Source organism: Shewanella sp. SP2S2-4, from assembly GCF_031932025.1.
In the GTDB taxonomy this organism is placed as follows: Bacteria; Pseudomonadota; Gammaproteobacteria; order Enterobacterales; family Shewanellaceae; genus Shewanella; species Shewanella baltica.
The window spans coordinates 61,140-82,391 of sequence record NZ_JAUOER010000014.1 but is presented as its reverse complement, the minus strand read 5'-3'; the positions used below and the strand labels follow the sequence as shown (position 1 = coordinate 82,391).

Sequence of the window (21,252 nt, the reverse complement as noted above, 5' to 3'; positions counted from 1 at the left end):
CTTAATGTAAAGCATCGTTGAATCAACCAGCTAACAAAAGGGCGCCTCATTCGGCGCCCTTCTTTATGGTACAAAATCGTAAATGCTAAAACTCGCGCATGAGACGCTCAGGTCGAGGCAAGTAATGATCATCATAATCAAGGGAGAAAACCACTGAGCTGGAACGGCCAACAATTTCATCCCGTGGCACAAAGCCAATGACCCGAGAATCAGCGCTATTATCTCGATTATCACCCAGCGCTAGGTAATGCGCGTCTGGCACAGTGACAGGTCCAAAGTTGGCGAGCCTTGAGGCTACAGGATTAAGGCGAATACTGTGGGCCATATCGAGTAAGTTCTCCTGCATTTCTGTGACATCAGCGGGAGCATAAGGACTCAATGCTTGGGATGTGTAACTAAGGGGTTCGCCATTTAAATACAAACGATTATCCCGCATCATCACAGTATCGCCTGGCACAGCAATCACCCGCTTAATGAGTTTTTTATCGGCCTTTTTCGAGTCGAACACCACGATATCACCGCGGGCGGGATCTGCCAGTTTGACTAAGGCGATATGGGTAAATGGCACCCTAAGATCGTAGGCCATCTTGTTCACCAGAATGCGATCGCCCTCGACGATAGTCGGCAGCATAGAACCCGATGGCACGGTATTCCAATCAGCCACAGCGCTCCTGAAAACTAACATTAAGCTGATAAACAAAAAAAAGGAGCGGTTATCCTTAAGTAGTTTGGTTATTCCTTTGAACATATATTCCCTCTCTTTGGCATGTATAAGCTAGTCGCTGTTCTCAGTTAGATAGACCCATTGCGTTGCACTAAGTTCTGTTGCTACCAGCTTAGGCACAGATCAATTTGTAAGCCAATGTAAAAACGCATATTCATATTCGAGTCATGCTCAAACTCAGCAGAATCAGCAAGACAATAAAAAAGCACTGAGCTTAGGCAGCATCAGTGCTTTTTATTGTTAACGCTGTCTACTTAAGTCATAAACTTATAGTGTTAGCCCATGCAAGCAATCACTAGCTGCCCGCCTTTAATAGCTCAGAGCAAGATTGGCTAAGCAATTGTCGGCAACGCCACACCCCAAGTAAGGCCACGATTAAAGCGCCAGAAACAGGGGCTATTCCCCACCAAGGCCAGTGCATATACACATTAAGCTCAAACACTTGCGTCTTAAGTAGATATAACGCAAATTCGGCCACTATGACGGCTAACACTCCTGCAATACCGCCAAGCAAGGCAAACTCTAAACCCGTTGCACTGCGCAATAACCATCCCGAAGCGCCAAAGGTACGCAGCACCGCCAGTTCGCGCTGCCGAGTTGCCATGCCAGCCTCAGTCTGTGCAATCAAGACTAAGGCACTTGCCAGTAACACTAAGGCCAGCACTAAGGTCAGCGATAGCGACACTTGCTCGATGATCTGCCGTAACTGCCCCACCATAGCGCCCACATCGATGATCGATATGGTCGGGAATTGCTGAATAAGCGCAAGGATCACAGCATCCTTAGGCGTACCATCGGCACTCAGCGCTTGGCCGTTTGTTGACTGGTCATTCGTCGCTTGGCTATTAGTAGTTTGATCGTTCAGATAAAAACTCGCCATCGAGGTATAAGCAAAGGGCGCGAGAGCTTCTTGGGTGAAAATCATAAAGAAGTTCGGCTGCAGCGTTTCCCAGTGCACGGCACGAATACTGGCAACTTTAACTGTGAGCTCTTGATTATCAATCACATAAGTCAACTTATCGCCAATGGCAATACCCAAACGGTCCGCCACGCCAGATTCCACCGACACTTCATCGGCCGCTTGATTAAAATGCCCCTCTAACAGTTCGTTATTGGCTGGTAGCGTATTGCGCCACGTTAGGTTTAACTCGCGGGAAATACCCACTCGGCCCTTTTCACCCGCTTCAGACTGTTCATTCGAAATCAGCGCTTCACCGTTAATTTGAGTTAAACGGCCACGGATCACAGGATAAATGTCCGTCGCGACTATGCCCTTAGTCGTCATAAAATCATTCAAGGGCTTAGCATCTTCGGGTGCAATATTGACGAGGAAGTAGTTAGGTGCATTTTCGGGCAGCTGCTTTTGCCACTCGTTGAGCAAGTCTTGTCTTAACGCCAGAATCGTCAATAGCAATACCAGTGCGGCGCTAAATCCCACCAATTGAACCGCATTTTGCCGCGCACGACGTCTGAGCCCTGCAAGGGCCAACTGTAAGGGATTGGTGGTCTTCATGCCGACACTGTGACCTAAACGTATCATCACAAAGCCAAGCACACTTAACAGCACACCGAGCAGCAACACCGCCGCGACCACAGTCAGGGTCAAAGCCCAACTTTGGGAATACAAATAGCCCAGTAACGCCATCGCCCCTAAGCTCAAAAGCAGATGCAGCCACATCCCCAGTTGTAGACCTTCTAACTGACGCTGTAGCACTCGTAGTGGCGGAATAGCCAGCAAACGCATTAATGGGTAAGCCGAAAACATAAAGGCGCTGATAAGCCCTGTGCTTACGCCGAGCAATAAGGGCCGTGTGAGTGGCGGCGAATAGGCGGCAATTTCGGGTGGCAATAGATAACTGATCCCAAAATCGAGTAACACACCGCCGATAAGGCCAAGCACAATCCCCATTAACGTCACTAACAATAAGTGAGTGCCGAACAACAACCGAATTTGCTTTGCCGAGGCGCCAAAGGTTTTCAGCATGGCCACCACATCGTAATGGCGCTGACAATAACGCTGGGCGGCAATGCCTATCGCGGCGCAGGCCAGTGCAATGCCCATCAAACTTGCTAGCAGTAGGAAGCGCTCAGCTCGCTTAACGGCTCCCGCTATCGGCGAATCACCAGATTGCACATCGACCCAGCGCTGGGTGCTATTGAGAAGCGGTTTAACACTTTGCTCAAAGGCCGTAAGCGAGGCTTCATCGCCAGCAAATTGATACAGATAGGTCACGCGGCTGCCCGGTTGAATCACTCCCGTTTTGGCGACATCTTCCATGCGCATCAATACCACGGGCGAGGAAGCAAAAGGATTAAAGCCCGCGTCGGGTAAGCGGCTGATCTCATTGCTGAGCACAAACTCACTGTTACCTAGCTCGATAGATTTAGGATAACCGAGGAGTCCACCTAAGCGAGTCTCAAACCAGATTTCACCCGCTTGAGGTAAAGCCTTGGTTTTACCGCTGGTGAGTTCAATGTCGCCCTTGAGTGGATAACCCGTTTCAACGGCGCGAACTGTGACTAACTGAAACTTATCACCCGAATAGACCATAGAATTAAATTGCATGTTCGTCACATGCTTAAGCCCAAGATCCTCGGCTTTGGTTAAAATCGCCGCATCAATTTTAACCGGCGAATCAATAATCCGATCGGCGGCAATAAACTGCGAAGCTTGGCCAGTGATCGCCACTTGCAGCCGTTCACTCACCCGCGCCAACCCACTTACAGACAATACCGCGAGCATAATAGCGAGGATAATCAATAACAATTGCCCTTGCTGTAACTCGCGCTTAAACAGGCGCCATGCCAAACTTAACTCCATTATTAAGCCTCCTTAGCATTGGCAAGCGGTGCTGCGCGCGCCGTATCTTCCTGTAAATGGCCGTTATCCATCACCAGCTGCCGCTCACAACGCTTAGCCAGCAGTAAATCGTGGGTGACGAGGATAAGAGTGGTGTGGCTTTCTTGATTCAGTTCAAACAACATATCGGCAATTTTATGGCCGTTGACGCTGTCCAAGTTACCCGTAGGTTCATCGGCAAACAGCACTGTGGGCTCACAAATAAAAGCACGGGCAATCGCCACCCTTTGCTGCTCTCCGCCCGATAATTGTTTGGGCAAATGGGTTAAACGATGGGATAAACCGACTCGCACTAACATGGCTTGGGCTTTTTCCTTGGCATTGCTCACGCCCGCAAGCTCGGCGGGTAACATAACGTTCTCTAGCGCGGTTAAGGTATCCACTAACATAAAGGATTGAAAAATAAAGCTGACCTTCTGTTTACGCAGTGCCGCTTTTTGCTCTTCATTCAGTGGAGATAACGCCACACCATCTAGCCAAATTTCGCCAGAGGTAGGCGTATCAAGCGCCGCAAGCAATCCGAGCAGAGTAGACTTGCCCGAACCCGACGGACCAAGAATGGCCACACTCTCACCTTGCTTGACATCTAAGTTAATGCCCTTGAGGATAGTGAGCGTTCCTTCCTGAGTAGTCACTGATTTTTCGAGGTTAACAACATTGATGGCACTGTTTTTTAAGATGACGTTAGACATAGGATCCTTCTTATATAAATCATTCTGGTATCAATCGCTAAGATTAACATCAATGGCGAAGACCCTGGGGGCATTCATCCTATTGAGTGTATTCATGGCCACACCAGCGCACGCGGCAAAGGTGTTGATCCTCGGCGACAGCTTAGGCGCTAGCTATGGCATGGCAGAGCAGTCAGGCTGGGTGGCGCTGCTGCAAAAAAATCTGCCCGAACATCAATTTACTAATGGCTCAGTGAGTGGCGAAACCACAGCGGGCGGCTTACGCCGATTACCCGCCTTACTCGATTCCGTCGCCCCCGACCTTGTGGTCGTTGAACTGGGTGGTAATGATGGTTTACGTGGATTCCCCCCAACGCAACTTGAAAATAATCTAATCCAAATCATTACCCTAGCCAAAGATAGCGGCGCAAAAGTGCTGCTGACCGAGATCATGGTACCGCCTAACTATGGCCCTCGCTACACCCAAAAGTTCACCCAAGTGTATCAAGACATATCCAAAGCACAGGATATCGTGTTGATCCCCTTCTTTATGCAGGATATCGCGCCCCATCCAGAATTAATGCAACGGGATGGCATTCACCCCAACGAAAAGGCGCAGACGCAGATAGCAACTTGGATGCAACCATGGATAGAAGATGCGTTAACCCAATAAAATAGCTGCTATTTTAAGCTAACGAACCGCTTACTTAGCTAAACTCATGCTCAACGGATAAAAACGTGTTCTAACGCAAGATTAACCCTATAGATAAACAGTAAAATTCGTGTTAGCAAATGGTTAACTCAAACAAGGAGTCAATATGTCCCTTAGCCATCAGCAAAAAGTGTACATACCCAAGGAAGCCCGTACCAATCAATACATCACAGCCGAAATCAAGGTGACGGATGAACTACTGAGTCAATATCCTGATTATCAAAGCTGTTATCAAACCTTAAGCCGTTTGATATTTAATTTGGCAGAACAACACGATCTGCGTAATGTCCACGTGATCACTAACGATAAACTGCCTGTTGTCCGTTACCACACCGAAGCCTATTGCTTCCAAACCACTGAACAAATTCTATTTTTTTATAATCCAGCCTACCACGAAGCCCAAAATTTATTCTCGCAAGAAAACTATCGCGCCCGTAAACTGCGCATTGTCTTCCTTGCCACGGGTGAAGATATCCGCAGTAATTCCGCCAGTTTCCACATTAGAGTGCGCGAATTACTGACAGAATTGATGCCTTTAATGCCGATAAGCGATCTTAAAGTTAAGGTCCGCGACCATCAGCATTTATCCTATGATCTGTTCGCAAAAGCCAAGGGCTATAAAGAAACCTATGGCTATAAACTGCGTGCCATCGGCCCAAGATATAAAGCCAGAAAGTGCGAATTACCAGAGAACGTCAGCTCTCTCACTTATGTAACAGTAAGCTTGCCACTGAGTCGTAAACTTAAGCAGGGTTTATTACCTGACTCAGCAACCGACTTTACGCCTTTATATCAACACCTTGAAGATTGCTTCCTCAAAGCGGCAGCCAACAGACAATTGACGCGTCTTGCCATGATAGCAAACGGCTTAACCCCGCTGGTGCGTAACAGTAAGTTTGAAAAACTCGACAGCAAAGCCGAAGTACAAATGATAGGGTTCGATCCTAATGCGACTGAGCAACAAGTGATCCGTCGCTGGAATGCCGATAACTTAGTCGAAGCCGCGCACTTCACCATAGTCGCGGGCACCAAAGACTGTGATGATTCAGGCTTCGGACGCTTTATGAACAATGTTGAAACAGCTCTGAAGGCCTTCGCAGCCGACATAGGTGTCGATCCGGAGCGTGAAGATCTCATCGTACGTTTCCATCAACATATCAGCTATCAAATCTAACCCGCTTCGGTATTAGCCGCGAAAGCTCAGCAAATGAAAACGCCTGCAAATGCAGGCGTTTTTACTTTTATTCACCAATAGACAGAATTACATAGGACGATTTTTTTCTATGAGGCGATTAAAAATAGCATTCACAGATAAAGATGCGCCATGGGCAATTTTATCGGCAAGTTTCTTTCTCACCTGATAACGCATCTTATACACAGTGCGCTCTGCGGCAAGTGACATAATTACATCATCACTGGTCGAAATCGCATCAACTAACCCTAATTCAATGGCTTGCTGGCCGTACCAATGCTCGCCCGTGGCTACTTTCACTAAATCCAACTCAGGGCGATATTTACCGACAAACGCTTTGAATAAGATGTGGGTTTCTTCGAGTTCTTCTTGAAACTTCTGTCTTCCCTCATCGGAGTTTTCACCAAACACAGTCAAGGTACGTTTAAAATTACCGGCGGTATGTTGCTCATAATCGATTTCATGCTTTTTCAGCAAACGATTAAAGTTCGGCAGTTGAGCAACAACACCAATTGAACCAACAATTGCAAAAGGCGCCGCATAAATTTTATTCGCAACACAGGCCATCATATAACCGCCACTGGCAGCCACTTTATCAACGCATACTGTTAGCGGAATATCGGCTTGGCGTAAACGGTCAAGCTGGCTGGAGGCTAAACCATAGCCGTGCACCATACCGCCGCCACTTTCGACATTAACAACCACTTCATCGCCTTTTTCCGCAATAGCTAAAATGGCACTGATTTCTTCACGCAGTGACGCAACCTCAGCGGCATCGATACTGCCCTTAAAATCGATCACGAACACTTTGCCCGTGCAGGCATCATCAGCAGCTTTGTCTTTCGCCTTTTCTTCTGCCTTTAATTGCTTCTCATAGGCTTTGAATTGCTTCTTTGAAAGGAGTTCTTCTTTTAAGCCATGCTTCAGTTCTTCTAACTCTTCAGACAGGTTAGTGATCCTCAGCTCGCCCTTATCTGACTTATGTTTAACAGTGGAAGCCAACACCACAATAATAACCGCAACTATTGCGACCACTATCGTGACGGCTTTCGCCAAAAACATTCCATACTCGTATAAAAATTCCAAAGTGCTCTCCGTTAGGGCGTTACATCAATCAGTCAATTGCGCGCTATTCTAACAGCCTAAAGGCCCATAAAAAAACCCAGCATTCGCTGGGTTTTTCCGATTAAGCGCAGATTAGTTAGGACAAGTCGCAATGACATCGCTGTTTGTCACTAAAATCGTCGCATCACCTTTACCTGCAGTCGCAGCATAGTTTGCCACTTGAGTCTGCATTTCAACGGTAGCAGCAGCAGCCATACCATCTGTAGCGTCCGTTTCACCTGGGCTCACAATCGAACTATGGTGACCTTTAGAGAAACGCACAACGCCATGACCTTTACTGGTACTATCGACACAAGGTAGGCCAATAGCAGATATCAACGGCTCAGTGCCCGATAACGGAAAGTTATCTACCCGGTTCGGTAACACTTGATCAGGTAAGTTACCATTGCCATCACCGGCGATTTCAATCAAATGAACAGGTAAGTCCGTCGCCTTTAACATAGAGGCATGGTTAATTGGATCAGCAGAATCCACAGCCGTTTGAACCGCAAAGGCAAACGTAGGAATAAACTGGGCATATACTGCCTGCACCAGTGCCTCATATTCAGGACTCCCCACCTCATATCCTGCAGTATTAGCCTTATCGACCAGCGCTTGGAAAGTCGCAGATGCCTTGATATTGCTAAACAGCACTGGACCAAAGGTTGCAGAACCCGCAAATGATCCTGCTAATCCCCCTGCAGGCGCTGCTAGGGATAAGGCATTGATGACATAGGCATTTGGCAAGGCATCGCCGGTTGCAGGGTTCTTCATGCCAGTGCTGGCATAGGTCGCAAAATCGGTGCCGACAATCGCGCCTAAACTCAGACCTTGAGCACTGATTTTAGACACGTCAAATACTTGTGGCTGACCTGCTTGTGCTAAGCCCTGTGCTAATCCTGTTAGAGCAAGACGAACACCTAAATGGTCCATCGTCGCTTGACGGAAATTATCACGAACCGACAAAGTGCTAGAGATATTCACGAACACCAGCGGATTACCATTTTTAAAGGCATCTGGTGTACCGACTACAGCCCCAAAAGAAGGATCGGTCGCAGAGACTTCATAAACCCCATCGCCGTTAGCATCGAATGAGCGCGCCCCATGCAGTGGCATATCGATAGCAATAGTTGCAACGCCCATGGCCGCATACGAACCCGCATAGGCTAGTGACATTTCTTTGCCGCCACCTAAACCGTGCAGTGCGATTGTGGTTGGCCAACCAGCCAATGGCGCCGTCGCTAGATCAGGATTATTGTACAACGCTGCTAATTTAGCTGCATTAGGGATTGAAATCAGTACAGGTACGGTTTCATATCCTTTAATCGCTGGAATTGGGTTGAACTTAGTCAGATGCTTAGTTTTATCTACCGCTGTACCATCGTCTAACAACCAAGTTTTACCCGCCATTAGAGACGGATTGGCTAACGCATCGGCAGGGTTCGCAATACCATTGGCCACGGCTTGCATACCAAAATTATTTTGGCTGAGTGTGCCCGCTTGCAAAGCTAATAGTACGGAGACTGGGCTATCGCCTTGTGCTTTCCAATGACCATTAATTAATGGTTTGCCTTCAGCTGATAAACAACTGACCGAAGAGCAATCACCGTAAATCGGCAGTTTAATTTTTGCGGTATACACATCGGCTAAATCAGCGGCTTTAAAGGCAGCACTATTTGAGTCCGTTAATCCCACCGCTTGTGCAACAGTATAACCGGCAGGCGTTGGCATCTGAGCAAAGCTGGGGGCATAAGGCGCGCCCTTTGCCATCAGCAGTTTAGTCGTTTCATAGACGTTAGCGACAGACTGAGTCGTAAACAGCCCAGAGTAGCTTATGGTCGAAGGATCGACATTATGGGCCGCAGCAATGCCTTTCTCATAGCTGTTCACTAAGGTTTGCAGCATCAATTGATCGGGTGTTTCTAAAGGTAATGTAGTGATGTCTAGCTTCAACAAACCATAGGTCGTTGAAGGCGCAATACCACGACCTTCAGAATCTTGAATAAGATTAGTCGTCGCATAAATATACGACTGCCCAGCTTTGAGTGGCTTAAGCGGCACGATCACCACTTTATTGCCTGATGCGGTGGATACAAAGTCAACGCCAAACTGAAGTTCTGCTCCGACTTTACACGCTGAAACTGACGGTTTAGCAGTACACTCAGCATCAGAAGACAATGGACCACCGACAGTGGCCTCAAACATTCTGACTGCGCCAGGTTGTGCAACCGATGCCGCCATTAAGGTCAGCGGTGTGCCGTCGTGTTTTTTCGCTAGATCAATATCAATGGAAATCGGTGATGTTGTCGACCAGCCATCTAACGCCCCAAGCGCTATTTGTGGATCAACATAATTGCCTGAGCTTTCACCCGGAATCGATAATGTGCCATCCTTGGTACCACTGAATAGCAAATCATTCGGTAATGGTACTTTTGAATTAGCAGGGTCGAACACCATGTGCGATTCAGGGACGAGTGGTTCTGTCTTATCCTTGAGATCGTTATAACTGTCCTCACCACATCCTGTGAGGCCCAGTGCAGATGCAATCGCAACACCCAAAATGAGTCTTTTCATCTTTTTTCCCCAAATCTTGTTGTAATAGTTTTGTTTTCCCCAAGAAATTAGTCACAATAGCTTTTAAATCTGTGACCAATAGGGCTTATGTTAGCCCCTAACTCATTTCAAGTTAACGTAAAAATATTGAGTTAGCCACAAGTTTGTCACAAACATTTTAGCTATTTATAACAAAGTTTCATTCATTTGTTTGAAACATGCGTTTATCACTTCGGCGACTCTAGAAGTGGCGGGCATTCTCGCCAAGAGGAAAAAGAGACTCATGTTGGAATATCAAGCAGCAAAAGATTTACTCAAAGGCAAAACAATTTTAGTGACAGGCGCTGGCGCAGGCATAGGTCGCACCGCTGCCATTGAGTTTGCAAAGCACGGCGCCACTGTGATTTTACTCGGTAAAACAGTGAAAAAACTAGAAGCGGTTTACGATGTCATCGAACAAGCCGGTTATCCCAAACCTGCCATAGTGCCATTGGATCTTAAGGGCGCGACGGAGCAAAATTATCGCGATATGGCCGATACCATAGCCGAGCAATTCGATCATTTAGACGGCTTATTACATAACGCGAGCCTGCTCGGTGCCTTAGGCCCGTTTGAACACATAGATATTCCATCACTCGAAGACGTACTCAAAGTGAACGTCACGGCGCAAGTTATGCTAACTAAAGCATTACTACCTGTGATGCGCCAAGCACCCAGTGCATCGATTATCTTTACGTCGAGCAGTGTGGGTCGTCAAGGCCGCGCCTACTGGGGACCTTATGCCTTCTCTAAGTTTGCCACCGAAGGCATGATGCAAGTCCTCGCCCATGAGTGCGATGGCACCTCGGTTCGCGTCAACAGTATCAATCCAGGTGCTACCCGCACTGAGATGCGTGCTAAAGCCTACCCTGCTGAGAATCCATTGGATCTCAAAACCGCAGAAGAGATCATGCCGACCTATTTATATCTGATGGGTCAAGATGCTAGCACAGTGAACGGTCAGCAGTTCAACGCTCAGTAATCACATCGCTTATCGGTTTAGCAGTATGATTTAGCAATAATAAAGGGCCTATTGATGGCCCTTTATTATTTTAGATATTCGCAAGATGGAGCTCTGTATTAATCCATGGCAATAAGCAGCATAAAGACGCCGCACCGCTAATGTTAACTCAACTGAATTTTTGCAAAATAAATCATTGTTTTAGCTTTAGCGGCTCTGCTTGATTCATCAAGCGAATTTTGCGTATCCAGCTGTGAGTCAGCTAACTCATGGCTTGAGTAATAACTTACCCACAACTCATTTCCATCAATCACTACGCCCGCATAACTGGTATCGCCCTTCGATGGCAGTGTCAATAGTTCTTGAACCACGCCAGTATCTGGATGAATTTCAACTAAAGCCGTTCGAACTTGTTCATCATATAAGCGCACCACAGCCAACAGCCGGGATTGATACATCAACATCACAGGCCCACCAATGCGCTTATCGAGTTCTTGCCATTGCCAATCGGTAAATGGCGCTAGGCTGCGGCCGAGTAAACCAACAAATTCAGGGCCCTAAACGGGATCGCGCCTCAAGAGACAAAAGCCGCTGTCTTGATCAAAAACAATGGCTGTTTCATTGACATAACCTTGATTATTAAACAGCTTTAGCCAAGTCTTGAAGTGTACGCCATCATCGCTCTTATACAAACGAGTGTCACCATCAGGTCCTGGGCGATAGCCCACACCATAGAGTGTATTTTGATGTTCAGTTAAGCGCCATAACCAATAGCCCTTATCAGCTATCTTTAGCGCATCCGACCACGATCGCCCATCGGCTGAGCGCCAAAGATGTGATTGTATACCCGACTTATTATGTAAGGTCCCGCCACCGAGTAAAAGCAATTCCCCTTGATATTCAATCAGTTTGCCATCGCGTAAATCAGCCTCATCCGAACGAATAAGCGCCACGCTCTGCCACGTCTCGCCGCCATCCACTGAACGTAGAATACGCAAAGCGCCATCGGGTGACACATGGGCAGTCCCTTCACGGAAAACACAAAAAAGTGCTTCCTGAAACGCGATTAAATCGGTAAACGCATTATGGGCAGCTTGCTCCCAAATCCGTCGCACTGAAATTAGCTTCATCCATTCACTCCTCAATCCAGCTGACTCTTGTTATAACATAGCTGCAAATAACAGAAAGCAAAAAGGCCGCTAAGCGGCCTTTTTCATTGGGATAAAACAACTTAGCTGCGCTGACGCGATGGCTTAGGTTTTCCCGAACCGGTTACTTTATGCTTACGTACGGCGCGGCGAATTTTAGCACTCTTCACCTGAGCACGGGCTACGCTGTGTTTATCGGCAGCAAGCATAGTGCGGGTTTCTGGTTCTAAACCTGCCAATTTACGCAAGTAGTTAACTTGCTCCATTGGCAATTCAACCCAGCCACCCCGTGGCAGTGATTTTGGCAATTCAACCATACCGTAACGGATACGGATCAAACGGCTCACTTGCACTTCTTGGGATTCCCACAGACGACGCACTTCGCGGTTACGACCTTCGCGTAAACACACATGCCACCACTGGTTCATGCCTTCGCCGCCCGCTGGCTTGATGCTATCAAACTGCGCAGGGCCGTCTTCTAACATTACGCCAGTACGCAAACGTTGCACTGTCGCTTCAGGGATTTCACCGAAGGTACGCACTGCGTATTCGCGGTCGACTTCGTTCGATGGATGCATTAAGCGGTTCGCTAATTCACCATCTGAGGTAAACAACAATAAACCTGAGGTGTTGATGTCTAAACGACCTACCGCAACCCAGCGTGAATCACGCACTTTAGGTAAGCGATCGAATACCGTTGGACGGCCTTCAGGATCTTTACGACTACAAATTTCGCCTTCAGGTTTATGGTATGCCAATACTCGACAGATCACGTCTTCGGCAGACTTTAACGAAATGGCTCTGCCATCGATACGCACTTTAGCATCGGCTTCAATCCGATCCCCAAGGCTAGCAATTTCACCATCAATACTAACTCGGCCTGCAGCAATCCATGCCTCCATCTCACGACGGGAGCCATGGCCTGCACGGGCCAAGACTTTCTGCAATTTTTCACTCATTAGTATTTTGCTCTTCTGACTGTTCCGGCGTTAATTTCACACTTGAAAAAACCGCCTGCAATGACTCAGTATCCGACAGCGGCGGTAAATCCGCTAAGGTGTCTAAGCCAAAATATGCTAAAAATTCTAAGGTAGTGGCATACAACGCGGGTCGCCCCGGTACTTCTTTATGGCCAACTACTTTAATCCAATGTCTATCTGACAAACTTTTTATGATGTGACTACTAATGGCCACACCGCGCACCTGTTCAATATCGCCGCGAGTCACAGGTTGACGATAAGCAATCACCGCCAAGGTTTCTAATGTCGCACGCGAATATTTAGGCGCCTTTTCTTGCCACAGGGGCTGCAAAAAAGGACTCAAGACGTCTAAGGTCTGGAAGCGATAACCACCAGCGACTTTCACAAGTTGCACACCTCTGTCTTGATAATCCTGCTGCAGCTCATCCAATGCAGCTTTTATTTTGTCTCTGGAAACCGTGAAATCCACCAATACAGTGTCTTTCAACATTTTCGCCGACAAGGGTTTCCCCAATACAAACAAACTCGCTTCAATAAGCTGTTTTAATTGAGTCGGATTTATCTGCATCAATTAATAGGCCTTAACGTAAATAGTTGAAAACGGTTCTGTTTGGTACAATTCAACCAATAATTCTTTGACTAATTCCATCAGTGCTAAGAAGGTCACGACCACGCCTGCACGGCCTTCTGCTACGGTAAATAAACGTTCAAATGCCGTAAAATCTTCCGAGTTCAGCATGGCTAAAATCTGGCTCATGCGCTCACGCGTCGATAACTGTTCACGCTTAACGTGATGATCTTCATTGGCATCGATACGTTTGAGCACATCGCCAAAGGCGCGGGCAATTTCAAACAACGAGACTTCTGGCGGGATCATTAACGGCTTAATGTCAGGTGCTGCCACCGCTTTGGCTTGAAACACATCCCGCTCGAGCCGCGGCAAATCATCGAGTTTTTGCGACGCTTCTTTAATCACTTCATAGGCTTTCAACTGACGGATCAATTGCGCCCGAGGATCTTCCTCAACCTCATCTTCAGCCACCATACGCGGCAGCAGCAAACGGGATTTAATCTCGGCAAGCGTTGCCGCCATCACTAAGTAATCGGCGGCAAGTTCAATTCGAGCCTGTGTCAGCAACGTAATATATTCTAAATACTGCGCGGTGATTTGCTGAATGGGTAAATCGACAACGTCTAATTTTTGCTTACGGATCAAATATAACAGTAAATCCAATGGGCCTTCAAAGGACTCAAGGAACACTTCCAATGCCTCCGGCGGAATAAACAAATCCAGCGGCATTTCGGTCATTGCCTGACCACGAATAACGGCTAAGGGTAAACTCTGTTGCGTGCCCTGCATCCGCTATCTTGCTCCGTTAACGCTGCGCTAGCCAACTTAGGCTAACGCCAAACGCGCGATTATACCTGTAAATCTGCGGCGATAAAACTGCCAAATGTTCACTGCCGCTCGCCGCATCGCTCACTCGCATCCACTACAGATAAATCTAATGCGCTGGATTTAGAGAAAAGGCGTGATATCACCCGCGCCTTCACGCAAAATTTCGGCGCCATCTTCAGACATATCAATCACTGTCGTCGGTTTTTCACCTAAATAACCGCCATGGATAATCACATCCACTTGATGCTCGAGCAAATCGCGAATTTGTTCAGGATCAGACTCGGCAAATTCTGCATTTGGCATCACCAAACTGGTCGACATCAGCGGCGCATCTAAGGCTTCAAGCAACGCCAGTGCGATCACATTGTCGGGCACGCGAATACCTATGGTCTTTTTCTTGTCATTTTGCAGACGACGTGGCACTTCTTTGGTCGCTTTAAAAATGAACGTATAAGGCCCAGGCGTGCAACTTTTTAGAATGCGATACGCCTGATTATCCACTTTGGCGTAGGTCGCAAGCTCGGATAAATCACGGCACATCAATGAAAAGTTATGATCGTTCTCGATTTGACGAATTCTCGCCATCCGCGTCATCGCATCTTTCTCACCAATCAAGCAGCCTAAGGCATAGCCCGAATCGGTGGGATAAACAATCACACCGCCCGCTTTTAAAGCGGCAACAGCTTGACTGATAAGGCGTGTTTGCGGATTTACTTCATGTACATAAAAAAACTGACTCATGGTCGTTCCACCCAAGATTCCGATTGCCAGACCCAATCAATACCTTGGGGCTGATACAGATTTTTTCCTAATTCGATCCAATTACTTGGAAAGTGAAAATCACTCCCTATCGATGCAAGCAATTGATTTTGTAAGCTCAAGGCCACAAGGTTGGCCCTGTCGTCTAATGTTTGCTGGCCAAGTACCACTTCCATGGCATCTCCACCCGCTTCTTTATATTCACGCACTAATCGCTTAAGCCACTTTGCCGATAACTTATAACCACTGGGATGCGCCAACACAGCTAATCCACCCGCGTTATGAATGATATCGATGGCGCTGGCCATATCACCCCAATTATTGGGGACATAACCGGTTTTACCGCGGGCAAGGTAGCGTTTAAACACGCTCGGCATATCCACAGCATGACCATTTTCAGCCATCCAACGGGCGTAATGTCCACGGCTCAATGCCGCTTCACCCGCCAACCCCTTGGCACCTTCGTAAGCACCTTCAATACCGGCCTTAGCTAATCTATGGCCAATTTCTTGAGCGCGTAATTCACGTAACTCACGCTGGTTTTCTAAAAATGCTAATAAGGCAGGATTATCCGCATCGAAGTTAAGCGCAACTATGTGAATATCATAACTGTTCCAGCGAGTAGAGATTTCTACGCCAGAGATCAATTTCAACGGTTCTGCTTGCGATAGATTAAAGGCACGGGCTTCGGGTAAACCTGCTACCGTGTCGTGGTCAGTAATCGCAAATAACTGCACGCCCTTTTCAAGGGCTCTAGCCACCAATTCAGACGGAGTTAACTGACCGTCGGATGCGGTCGTGTGGCTGTGCAGATCAGCCAATATGCTTTGAGTATTCATGGGGCTATTGTACGTGAATTTGTTAATAAATGCGCTGCTATCTCGCATTTTGTGGCTGTGTGACTTAAATTTTCTGCGTCATTAAAGTGAATAAATCGCAGAAAATGAAAAATATTCAATTGACATTCGACCCCGGCTAAGGTTTTCTATACACCAATTACTGAATTAGCGAGACCCTTTTGAATGACACACATTAATGCTTCATTAAACATCATTTGGTGGTGGCACTTCCCAACTTAGCGGGTGGTGTGAAGCTCTGTGCTCATTTGAAAGTGACCAGAATCAACAAGAAGCCCGCAGAAATGCGGGCTTTTTTGTTAGGTGCGAAAAATGTCGGCAGACTCGGGTAACAAGATTAAGAAAGCGAGATAACTCATGATGTTAAAGACATTTTATAAGGTAGCTGGAGTATGAACATGCCCAAACAGACATTCGCACGCTCAAGCACACTCAAGGCGGCATTAACCTACCACAGCGATCCACTGCGCTTGTATCAGCACATTACCCAAGATGCGCCCCATACTATGTTGCTGGAATCGGCCGAAATCGACAGTAAAGATCACTTAAAAAGCATGGTGATGACCCATGCCGCCATGATGATCCGCTGCGACGGTTATCAACTGACCTTTACCGCACTGACCGACAATGGCGCGAGCTTACTTACCCCAATCGAAACCTTCTTCAGCGCGAGCGGCGATCGTGCTGATATGAGTGCCAGTCTAGTCCGTGATAACTTGACCTTAGTGGTGACACTGCAAAAAGACACTAAGTTGCAGGATGAAGATGCGCGCTTAAAATCAACTTCGCCACTCGATGGCCTGCGGATGTTTATCCAACAAATTGATTGTGGCACTCATACTGACAGCCAAAGTAAACCCGCCTTTGAGGATCTGTTTTTAGGTGGCGTACTGGCCTACGACTTGATTGATACCGTCGAACCGCTGCCAGCCGTGCCGAACCGCGATAATGATTGCCCAGACTACTTATTCTACCTCGCAGAAACCTTAATCCTTATCGACCATAAACTGAAACAAGCCGACATCATTACCCATAATTTCAGTCGTGATTCCGCCCAGCATACCGCCATCACCGCAGCGCTGAGCGAGCGAGTTCAGCTGTTAAGTACTCAATGTAAAACCCTCGGTAATTCACCTGCCGATGTGCCGACACTGGTCGCCATCGACGCAACTGAGCAAGTCAATATTTCCGATGAGGTGTTTAAACAAACCGTTATCGATTTGAAAGAACACATTATTGCGGGCGATATTTTCCAAGTAGTGCCATCGCGTAGTTTTAGTTTACCTTGCCCAAATACCTTAGGGGCTTATCGTGCCCTGCGTCTAACTAACCCAAGCCCTTACATGTTTTATTTCAGGGGCCCAGATTTCACGCTTTTCGGTGCCTCACCCGAAAGCGCACTCAAATACGAAGCCAGCAGTAATCAAGTCGAAGTCTACCCGATTGCCGGCACCCGTAAACGCGGCAAAACCGCCACGGGCGAGATTGATTTTGACTTAGACAGCCGCATTGAACTTGAACTGCGTTTAGATAAAAAAGAACTGTCAGAACACTTAATGTTGGTCGATTTAGCTCGCAACGATATCGCGCGCATCAGCCAAAGCGGCAGCCGTAAAGTCGCTGAATTATTGAAAGTTGATCGCTATTCTCACGTGATGCACCTTGTCAGTCGCGTAACGGGTCAATTGCGCCAAGATTTAGATGCGCTGCATGCTTATCAGGCCTGTATGAATATGGGCACTTTAGTTGGCGCCCCCAAAGTAAGCGCATCACAACTGGTTCGCCAAGCGGAAAAAGCCCGCCGCGGCAGCTACGGCGGCGCTGTGGGTTACCTTAATGCTCTTGGTGATATGGACACCTGTATTGTGATCCGCTCCGCCTTTGTTAAAAATGGCACCGCCTTTATTCAAGCGGGCGCGGGCGTCGTGTTTGATTCGGATCCCCAAAGCGAGGCTGACGAAACCCGTCAAAAAGCCCAAGCCGTGATTTCGGCCATCAAAATGGGTGCAGGACTGCGAGTCAATGAATCGCCAGTAAATGACGCGTCAGCTCAATCCACTTTTGTGCAATCCATTTCAGTACCATCTAAATAGGAGCCAAACATGAAACTCTATCTACTCGATAACTTTGACTCCTTTACCTACAACTTAGTGGATCAATTTCGCAGCCTAGGCTGTGAAGTGGTGATTTACCGCAACGATGTTGCCGCCGACTTTATTGCCGAAAAACTACTTAACGAACAAGAACCCTCAGCCCTAGTGTTATCACCCGGTCCTGGTGCGCCCCATGAAGCAGGCTCTATGATGGCGCTTATCGCCAAAGTCGCCGGTAAAGTGCCTATGCTGGGTATCTGCCTTGGGCATCAAGCTATGGTGGAATATTACGGCGGCACAGTGGCGCGCGCACCTTTTGTGGTGCACGGCAAGGCAAGCCCTACTTTCCATGATGGCACAGGCGTATTTGCCGGTTTGCCCTCTCCCCTGCCCGTTGCCCGTTATCACAGCCTGGTCGCCACTCACGTGCCTGATTGCTTACAAGTAATCGCAACGACTGACGCTATGCCGATGGCGATTCTGCACCCTGAGCACAGAGCCGTTGGCTTTCAGTTCCACCCTGAATCAATTCTGACGACGTTGGGCAGCACATTGCTCATTCAAACCTTAGCCTTTCTTACCCAAGACATGACAACAGGAGTAACCGCATGAGTACCAACCCTATTCAGCCTTTACTCGACGTTTTATACCAAGGTAAAAGTTTAAGCCGCGAGCAAACCGCCGAACTTTTTGGCGCGTTAATTCGCGGTGAGATGAGTGAAGCGGCGATGGCGGGAATGTTAGTTGCGCTGAAAATGCGCGGTGAGACCATTGATGAGATCAGCGGCGCCGCCGATGCCATGCGCGCCGCTGCCAAACCTTTTCCTTGCCCTGAGCGAAACAACAATCCGCTTCATAATGGCATAGTTGATATTGTTGGCACGGGTGGCGATGGCTTTAATACCATTAATATTTCCACCACTGCGGCCTTTGTTGCCGCGGCGGCAGGCGCTAAGGTCGCCAAACACGGCAATCGTAGCGTGTCGAGTAAATCGGGTTCATCAGATCTTTTGGCGCAATTTGGCATCGACTTAACTATGTCGCCAGAGACTGCCAGTCGTTGCCTCGACGCATTGAATCTGTGCTTTTTGTTTGCGCCCCACTACCATGGCGGGGTAAAACATGCGGTGCCCGTAAGACAAGCACTGAAAACGCGCACCTTGTTCAATGTGTTAGGGCCGCTAATTAACCCTGCAAGGCCTGAGTTTATGCTACTTGGCGTGTATAGCCCTGAGTTAGTCTTACCGATAGCGAAAGTATTAAAGGCGCTTGGCACAAAACGCGCTATGGTAGTGCACGGCAGCGGTTTAGATGAAGTCGCGCTGCACGGCAACACCCAAGTTGCTGAGTTAAAAGACGGCGACATTATTGAGTATCAACTCACGCCCGCCGATTTAGGTGTGCCTTTAGCGCAGATAACAGACTTAGAAGGTGGCGAACCGGCGCAGAATGCCTTGATTACCGAGTCAATTTTAAAAGGCCGTGGCACTGAAGCACACGCCAATGCGGTCGCCATCAATGCCGGCTGTGCTTTATATGTCTGTGGAATTACTGATTCAGTCAAAGCCGGAACCTTACTGGCGCTCGCTACCATTCAAAGCGGCAAAGCATTTGAGTTATTAAGCCAGCTCGCAAAAGTCAGCGGTGAAGCCCAAGTCAATGGTCAAGAAAGAGGAAGATAAGCGAATGTCTCAAGTAGAAGTGACTCCAACAGCAATGACTCAAGACCTGCGTACTCAGCCAGAGGCAGCCACAAATTTTATGCCAAAAAGTAATGTGTTAACCCGTATTGTCGATACCAAAGCGGCCCATATTGCCGCCCTGAAGCTGCGTTTCCCTGAGGCCAGTCTGTCGCCAAAAATCTCTGACCGCAGTTTATTTGCCGCACTCAAGGCACCCAAGGCGGGTTACATTTTAGAATGCAAAAAAGCCAGTCCGTCCAAAGGGCTTATCCGTGATGTGTTTGATGTAGAAGCCATTGCCGATATTTACGGTAAATATGCGGCGGGCATTTCGGTATTAACCGACGAGCAATTTTTCCAAGGGGATATGGACTATATTCCTAAGGTGCGCGCTCGGGTGAACCAACCTATTCTGTGCAAAGATTTTTTTGTGGACGAGTACCAAATCAAACTCGCTGCTCACCAAGGCGCCGATGCGATTCTGTTGATGCTGTCCGTGCTTGATGATGAACAATATCAACATCTAGCGAAAGAAGCGGCTAAGTATCAACTCGATGTACTGACCGAAGTCAGTAACGAAGAAGAACTTAAGCGCGCCATCGCATTAGATGCGCCGATTATCGGCATCAACAACCGTAACTTAAGGGATTTGAGTACCGATCTCGCCACCACAGAAGCCTTAGCGCCACACATTGGCAGCGACTGCGTGGTGATCAGCGAATCTGGCATCTACAACAATGAGCAAGTACGTCGCCTAAGTCCGCTGGTCGATGGCTTCCTTGTCGGCAGCTCGATTATGGCCGAGACTGATATCGACTTGGCCTGCCGTAAATTGATCTTCGGTCACAATAAAGTCTGCGGCCTCACCCGTGTGGAAGATATCCGCGCCGCGGCAACAGCAGGCGCTGTCTATGGTGGGCTGATTTTTGCTGAAAAATCCCCGCGCGCCTTAACCCTTGATGCAGCAGAACAACTGCTCAGGGCGTATCGCGCATCCGATGCCCCCGCCATTGAATTCGTCGGCGTGTTTGTTAATGCAGCGCCAAGCTCCATCACCGATATCGCCGCCAGTTTGCAGTTATCTGCCGTACAGCTGCACGGCACGGAAACTGAACTTGAAATCGCACAGCTCACCGAGCGACTTGAGCAAGCGGGACTCACCACCCAAATTTGGAAAGCCGTGAGCGTCGATGCGCAAACGGGTGAGCTTGGTAACATACCTCAGGGAGCACAGCGTTATCTGTTTGATAGTAAAACGGCAGGCCAATTTGGCGGCTCGGGCCAAGCCTTTAATTGGCAAAATATTGATGTGAAGTCCTTAGGCCAGCAAAAGGCCCATGCCATGTTGGCGGGCGGACTCAACGCCGACAATGCGGCCAGTGCCAATGCCCAAGGATTTTACGGTTTAGATTTTAATTCAGGCCTAGAAACCGCCGCAGGGATTAAATCGGCGCAACTTATCCAAATGGCTTTTACCCATTTACGTCTTTAGCCTATCGCGCTAAGCAAGAAGCCCTA

The 21,252-nt window shown here is 48.0% G+C and carries 17 protein-coding genes, 1 pseudogene and 1 other annotated feature; of the genes and pseudogenes, 7 read left to right on the top strand and 11 right to left on the bottom strand.

The window, feature by feature from the left end; all coding sequences use genetic code 11:
* Positions 1 to 85: 85 nt before the first annotated feature.
* The 3 genes from lepB to Q4Q54_RS12905 all read right to left on the bottom strand — a co-directional run bounded on the left by lepB (position 86) and on the right by Q4Q54_RS12905 (position 4,276).
* A complete protein-coding gene (lepB, locus tag Q4Q54_RS12915; RefSeq protein WP_107404292.1) occupies positions 86 to 748 on the bottom strand; it encodes a signal peptidase I in 663 nt (220 codons plus the stop codon).
* 271 nt (positions 749 to 1,019) lie between these two features.
* On the bottom strand, positions 1,020 to 3,545 hold the full coding sequence (locus Q4Q54_RS12910; RefSeq protein WP_311988645.1) for an FtsX-like permease family protein: 2,526 nt from the start codon (positions 3,543 to 3,545) through the stop codon (positions 1,020 to 1,022).
* 2 nt (positions 3,546 to 3,547) lie between these two features.
* Positions 3,548 to 4,276, bottom strand: coding sequence for an ABC transporter ATP-binding protein (locus Q4Q54_RS12905; protein WP_311988644.1), 729 nt, complete (start codon positions 4,274 to 4,276; stop codon positions 3,548 to 3,550).
* A gap of 52 nt (positions 4,277 to 4,328) precedes the next feature.
* Here Q4Q54_RS12905 and Q4Q54_RS12900 point away from each other — a divergent pair, with 52 nt between their 5' ends.
* Together Q4Q54_RS12900 and Q4Q54_RS12895 are read left to right on the top strand one after the other, a co-directional pair.
* The gene (locus Q4Q54_RS12900) at positions 4,329 to 4,928 is read left to right on the top strand and encodes an arylesterase (RefSeq protein ID WP_311988643.1); all 600 of its coding nucleotides are present in this window, start codon (positions 4,329 to 4,331) and stop codon (positions 4,926 to 4,928) included.
* 145 nt (positions 4,929 to 5,073) lie between these two features.
* On the top strand, positions 5,074 to 6,141 hold the full coding sequence (locus Q4Q54_RS12895; protein ID WP_311988642.1) for a DUF3083 family protein: 1,068 nt from the start codon (positions 5,074 to 5,076) through the stop codon (positions 6,139 to 6,141).
* A gap of 87 nt (positions 6,142 to 6,228) precedes the next feature.
* On the opposite strand, the gene sohB is transcribed toward Q4Q54_RS12895, so the two are convergent.
* Positions 6,229 to 7,245 carry a protease SohB gene (gene sohB, locus Q4Q54_RS12890; RefSeq protein ID WP_311988641.1) on the bottom strand — a complete coding sequence of 339 codons (1,017 nt, stop codon included), beginning with the start codon at positions 7,243 to 7,245 and terminating at the stop codon, positions 6,229 to 6,231.
* A 111-nt stretch (positions 7,246 to 7,356) separates the two neighbouring features.
* Positions 7,357 to 9,837, bottom strand: coding sequence for a VolA/Pla-1 family phospholipase (locus Q4Q54_RS12885; RefSeq protein WP_311988640.1), 2,481 nt, complete (start codon positions 9,835 to 9,837; stop codon positions 7,357 to 7,359).
* A 262-nt stretch (positions 9,838 to 10,099) separates the two neighbouring features.
* On the opposite strand from Q4Q54_RS12885, the gene Q4Q54_RS12880 reads away from it, so the two are divergent.
* Positions 10,100 to 10,837, top strand: coding sequence for a YciK family oxidoreductase (locus Q4Q54_RS12880; protein ID WP_261273251.1), 738 nt, complete (start codon positions 10,100 to 10,102; stop codon positions 10,835 to 10,837).
* A 143-nt stretch (positions 10,838 to 10,980) separates the two neighbouring features.
* Here Q4Q54_RS12880 and Q4Q54_RS12875 read toward each other — a convergent pair.
* The 6 genes and pseudogenes from Q4Q54_RS12875 to rnm form a co-directional block, all read right to left on the bottom strand.
* Positions 10,981 to 11,946: pseudogene (locus tag Q4Q54_RS12875) on the bottom strand (exo-alpha-sialidase).
* Positions 11,947 to 12,047: 101 nt separating this feature from the next.
* Positions 12,048 to 12,923, bottom strand: a complete 876-nt coding sequence (gene rluB, locus Q4Q54_RS12870; protein ID WP_011847141.1) for a 23S rRNA pseudouridine(2605) synthase RluB — start codon at positions 12,921 to 12,923, stop codon at positions 12,048 to 12,050.
* The gene (scpB, locus tag Q4Q54_RS12865) at positions 12,916 to 13,512 is read right to left on the bottom strand and encodes an SMC-Scp complex subunit ScpB (protein WP_011847142.1); all 597 of its coding nucleotides are present in this window, start codon (positions 13,510 to 13,512) and stop codon (positions 12,916 to 12,918) included. The genes rluB and scpB overlap by 8 nt, the downstream gene beginning before the upstream one ends.
* A 3-nt stretch (positions 13,513 to 13,515) precedes the next feature.
* A complete protein-coding gene (locus Q4Q54_RS12860) occupies positions 13,516 to 14,304 on the bottom strand; it encodes a segregation and condensation protein A (protein WP_011847143.1) in 789 nt (262 codons plus the stop codon).
* A gap of 159 nt (positions 14,305 to 14,463) precedes the next feature.
* On the bottom strand, positions 14,464 to 15,084 hold the full coding sequence (locus tag Q4Q54_RS12855) for an L-threonylcarbamoyladenylate synthase (protein ID WP_006082184.1): 621 nt from the start codon (positions 15,082 to 15,084) through the stop codon (positions 14,464 to 14,466).
* Complete coding sequence (rnm, locus tag Q4Q54_RS12850; RefSeq protein WP_311988639.1) at positions 15,081 to 15,941, bottom strand: RNase RNM; 861 nt, start codon at positions 15,939 to 15,941, stop codon at positions 15,081 to 15,083. The genes Q4Q54_RS12855 and rnm overlap by 4 nt, the downstream gene beginning before the upstream one ends.
* Before the next feature lie 210 nt (positions 15,942 to 16,151).
* Positions 16,152 to 16,259 (top strand) — a sequence feature (Trp leader region).
* Positions 16,260 to 16,357: 98 nt separating this feature from the next.
* On the opposite strand from rnm, the gene Q4Q54_RS12845 reads away from it, so the two are divergent.
* From Q4Q54_RS12845 to trpCF, 4 genes are read left to right on the top strand one after another with little or no spacing between them, the layout of a single operon-like run.
* Complete coding sequence (locus Q4Q54_RS12845; RefSeq protein WP_311988638.1) at positions 16,358 to 18,052, top strand: anthranilate synthase component 1; 1,695 nt, start codon at positions 16,358 to 16,360, stop codon at positions 18,050 to 18,052.
* A 9-nt stretch (positions 18,053 to 18,061) separates the two neighbouring features.
* Positions 18,062 to 18,664 (top strand): aminodeoxychorismate/anthranilate synthase component II, encoded by a 603-nt coding sequence (locus tag Q4Q54_RS12840; RefSeq protein ID WP_311988637.1) that lies wholly within the window; start codon positions 18,062 to 18,064, stop codon positions 18,662 to 18,664.
* Complete coding sequence (gene trpD / locus Q4Q54_RS12835) at positions 18,661 to 19,734, top strand: anthranilate phosphoribosyltransferase (RefSeq protein ID WP_311988636.1); 1,074 nt, start codon at positions 18,661 to 18,663, stop codon at positions 19,732 to 19,734. The genes Q4Q54_RS12840 and trpD overlap by 4 nt, the downstream gene beginning before the upstream one ends.
* Before the next feature lie 4 nt (positions 19,735 to 19,738).
* Complete coding sequence (gene trpCF / locus Q4Q54_RS12830) at positions 19,739 to 21,226, top strand: bifunctional indole-3-glycerol-phosphate synthase TrpC/phosphoribosylanthranilate isomerase TrpF (protein WP_311988635.1); 1,488 nt, start codon at positions 19,739 to 19,741, stop codon at positions 21,224 to 21,226.
* Positions 21,227 to 21,252 lie beyond the last annotated feature (26 nt).

Coding starts and splice junctions, on each gene's coding strand:
- lepB (WP_107404292.1), bottom strand. CDS start 748: ATGTTCAAAGGAATAACCAAACTACTTAAGGATAACCGCTCCTTTTTT.
- rluB (WP_011847141.1), bottom strand. CDS start 12,923: ATGAGTGAAAAATTGCAGAAAGTCTTGGCCCGTGCAGGCCATGGCTCC.
- trpD (WP_311988636.1), top strand. CDS start 18,661: ATGAGTACCAACCCTATTCAGCCTTTACTCGACGTTTTATACCAAGGT.
- trpCF (WP_311988635.1), top strand. CDS start 19,739: ATGTCTCAAGTAGAAGTGACTCCAACAGCAATGACTCAAGACCTGCGT.
- Q4Q54_RS12860 (WP_011847143.1), bottom strand. CDS start 14,304: ATGCAGGGCACGCAACAGAGTTTACCCTTAGCCGTTATTCGTGGTCAG.
- scpB (WP_011847142.1), bottom strand. CDS start 13,512: ATGCAGATAAATCCGACTCAATTAAAACAGCTTATTGAAGCGAGTTTG.
- Q4Q54_RS12900 (WP_311988643.1), top strand. CDS start 4,329: ATGGCGAAGACCCTGGGGGCATTCATCCTATTGAGTGTATTCATGGCC.
- Q4Q54_RS12840 (WP_311988637.1), top strand. CDS start 18,062: ATGAAACTCTATCTACTCGATAACTTTGACTCCTTTACCTACAACTTA.
- Q4Q54_RS12885 (WP_311988640.1), bottom strand. CDS start 9,837: ATGAAAAGACTCATTTTGGGTGTTGCGATTGCATCTGCACTGGGCCTC.
- Q4Q54_RS12910 (WP_311988645.1), bottom strand. CDS start 3,545: ATGGAGTTAAGTTTGGCATGGCGCCTGTTTAAGCGCGAGTTACAGCAA.
- Q4Q54_RS12895 (WP_311988642.1), top strand. CDS start 5,074: ATGTCCCTTAGCCATCAGCAAAAAGTGTACATACCCAAGGAAGCCCGT.
- Q4Q54_RS12855 (WP_006082184.1), bottom strand. CDS start 15,084: ATGAGTCAGTTTTTTTATGTACATGAAGTAAATCCGCAAACACGCCTT.
- Q4Q54_RS12845 (WP_311988638.1), top strand. CDS start 16,358: ATGCCCAAACAGACATTCGCACGCTCAAGCACACTCAAGGCGGCATTA.
- rnm (WP_311988639.1), bottom strand. CDS start 15,941: ATGAATACTCAAAGCATATTGGCTGATCTGCACAGCCACACGACCGCA.
- Q4Q54_RS12880 (WP_261273251.1), top strand. CDS start 10,100: ATGTTGGAATATCAAGCAGCAAAAGATTTACTCAAAGGCAAAACAATT.
- Q4Q54_RS12905 (WP_311988644.1), bottom strand. CDS start 4,276: ATGTCTAACGTCATCTTAAAAAACAGTGCCATCAATGTTGTTAACCTC.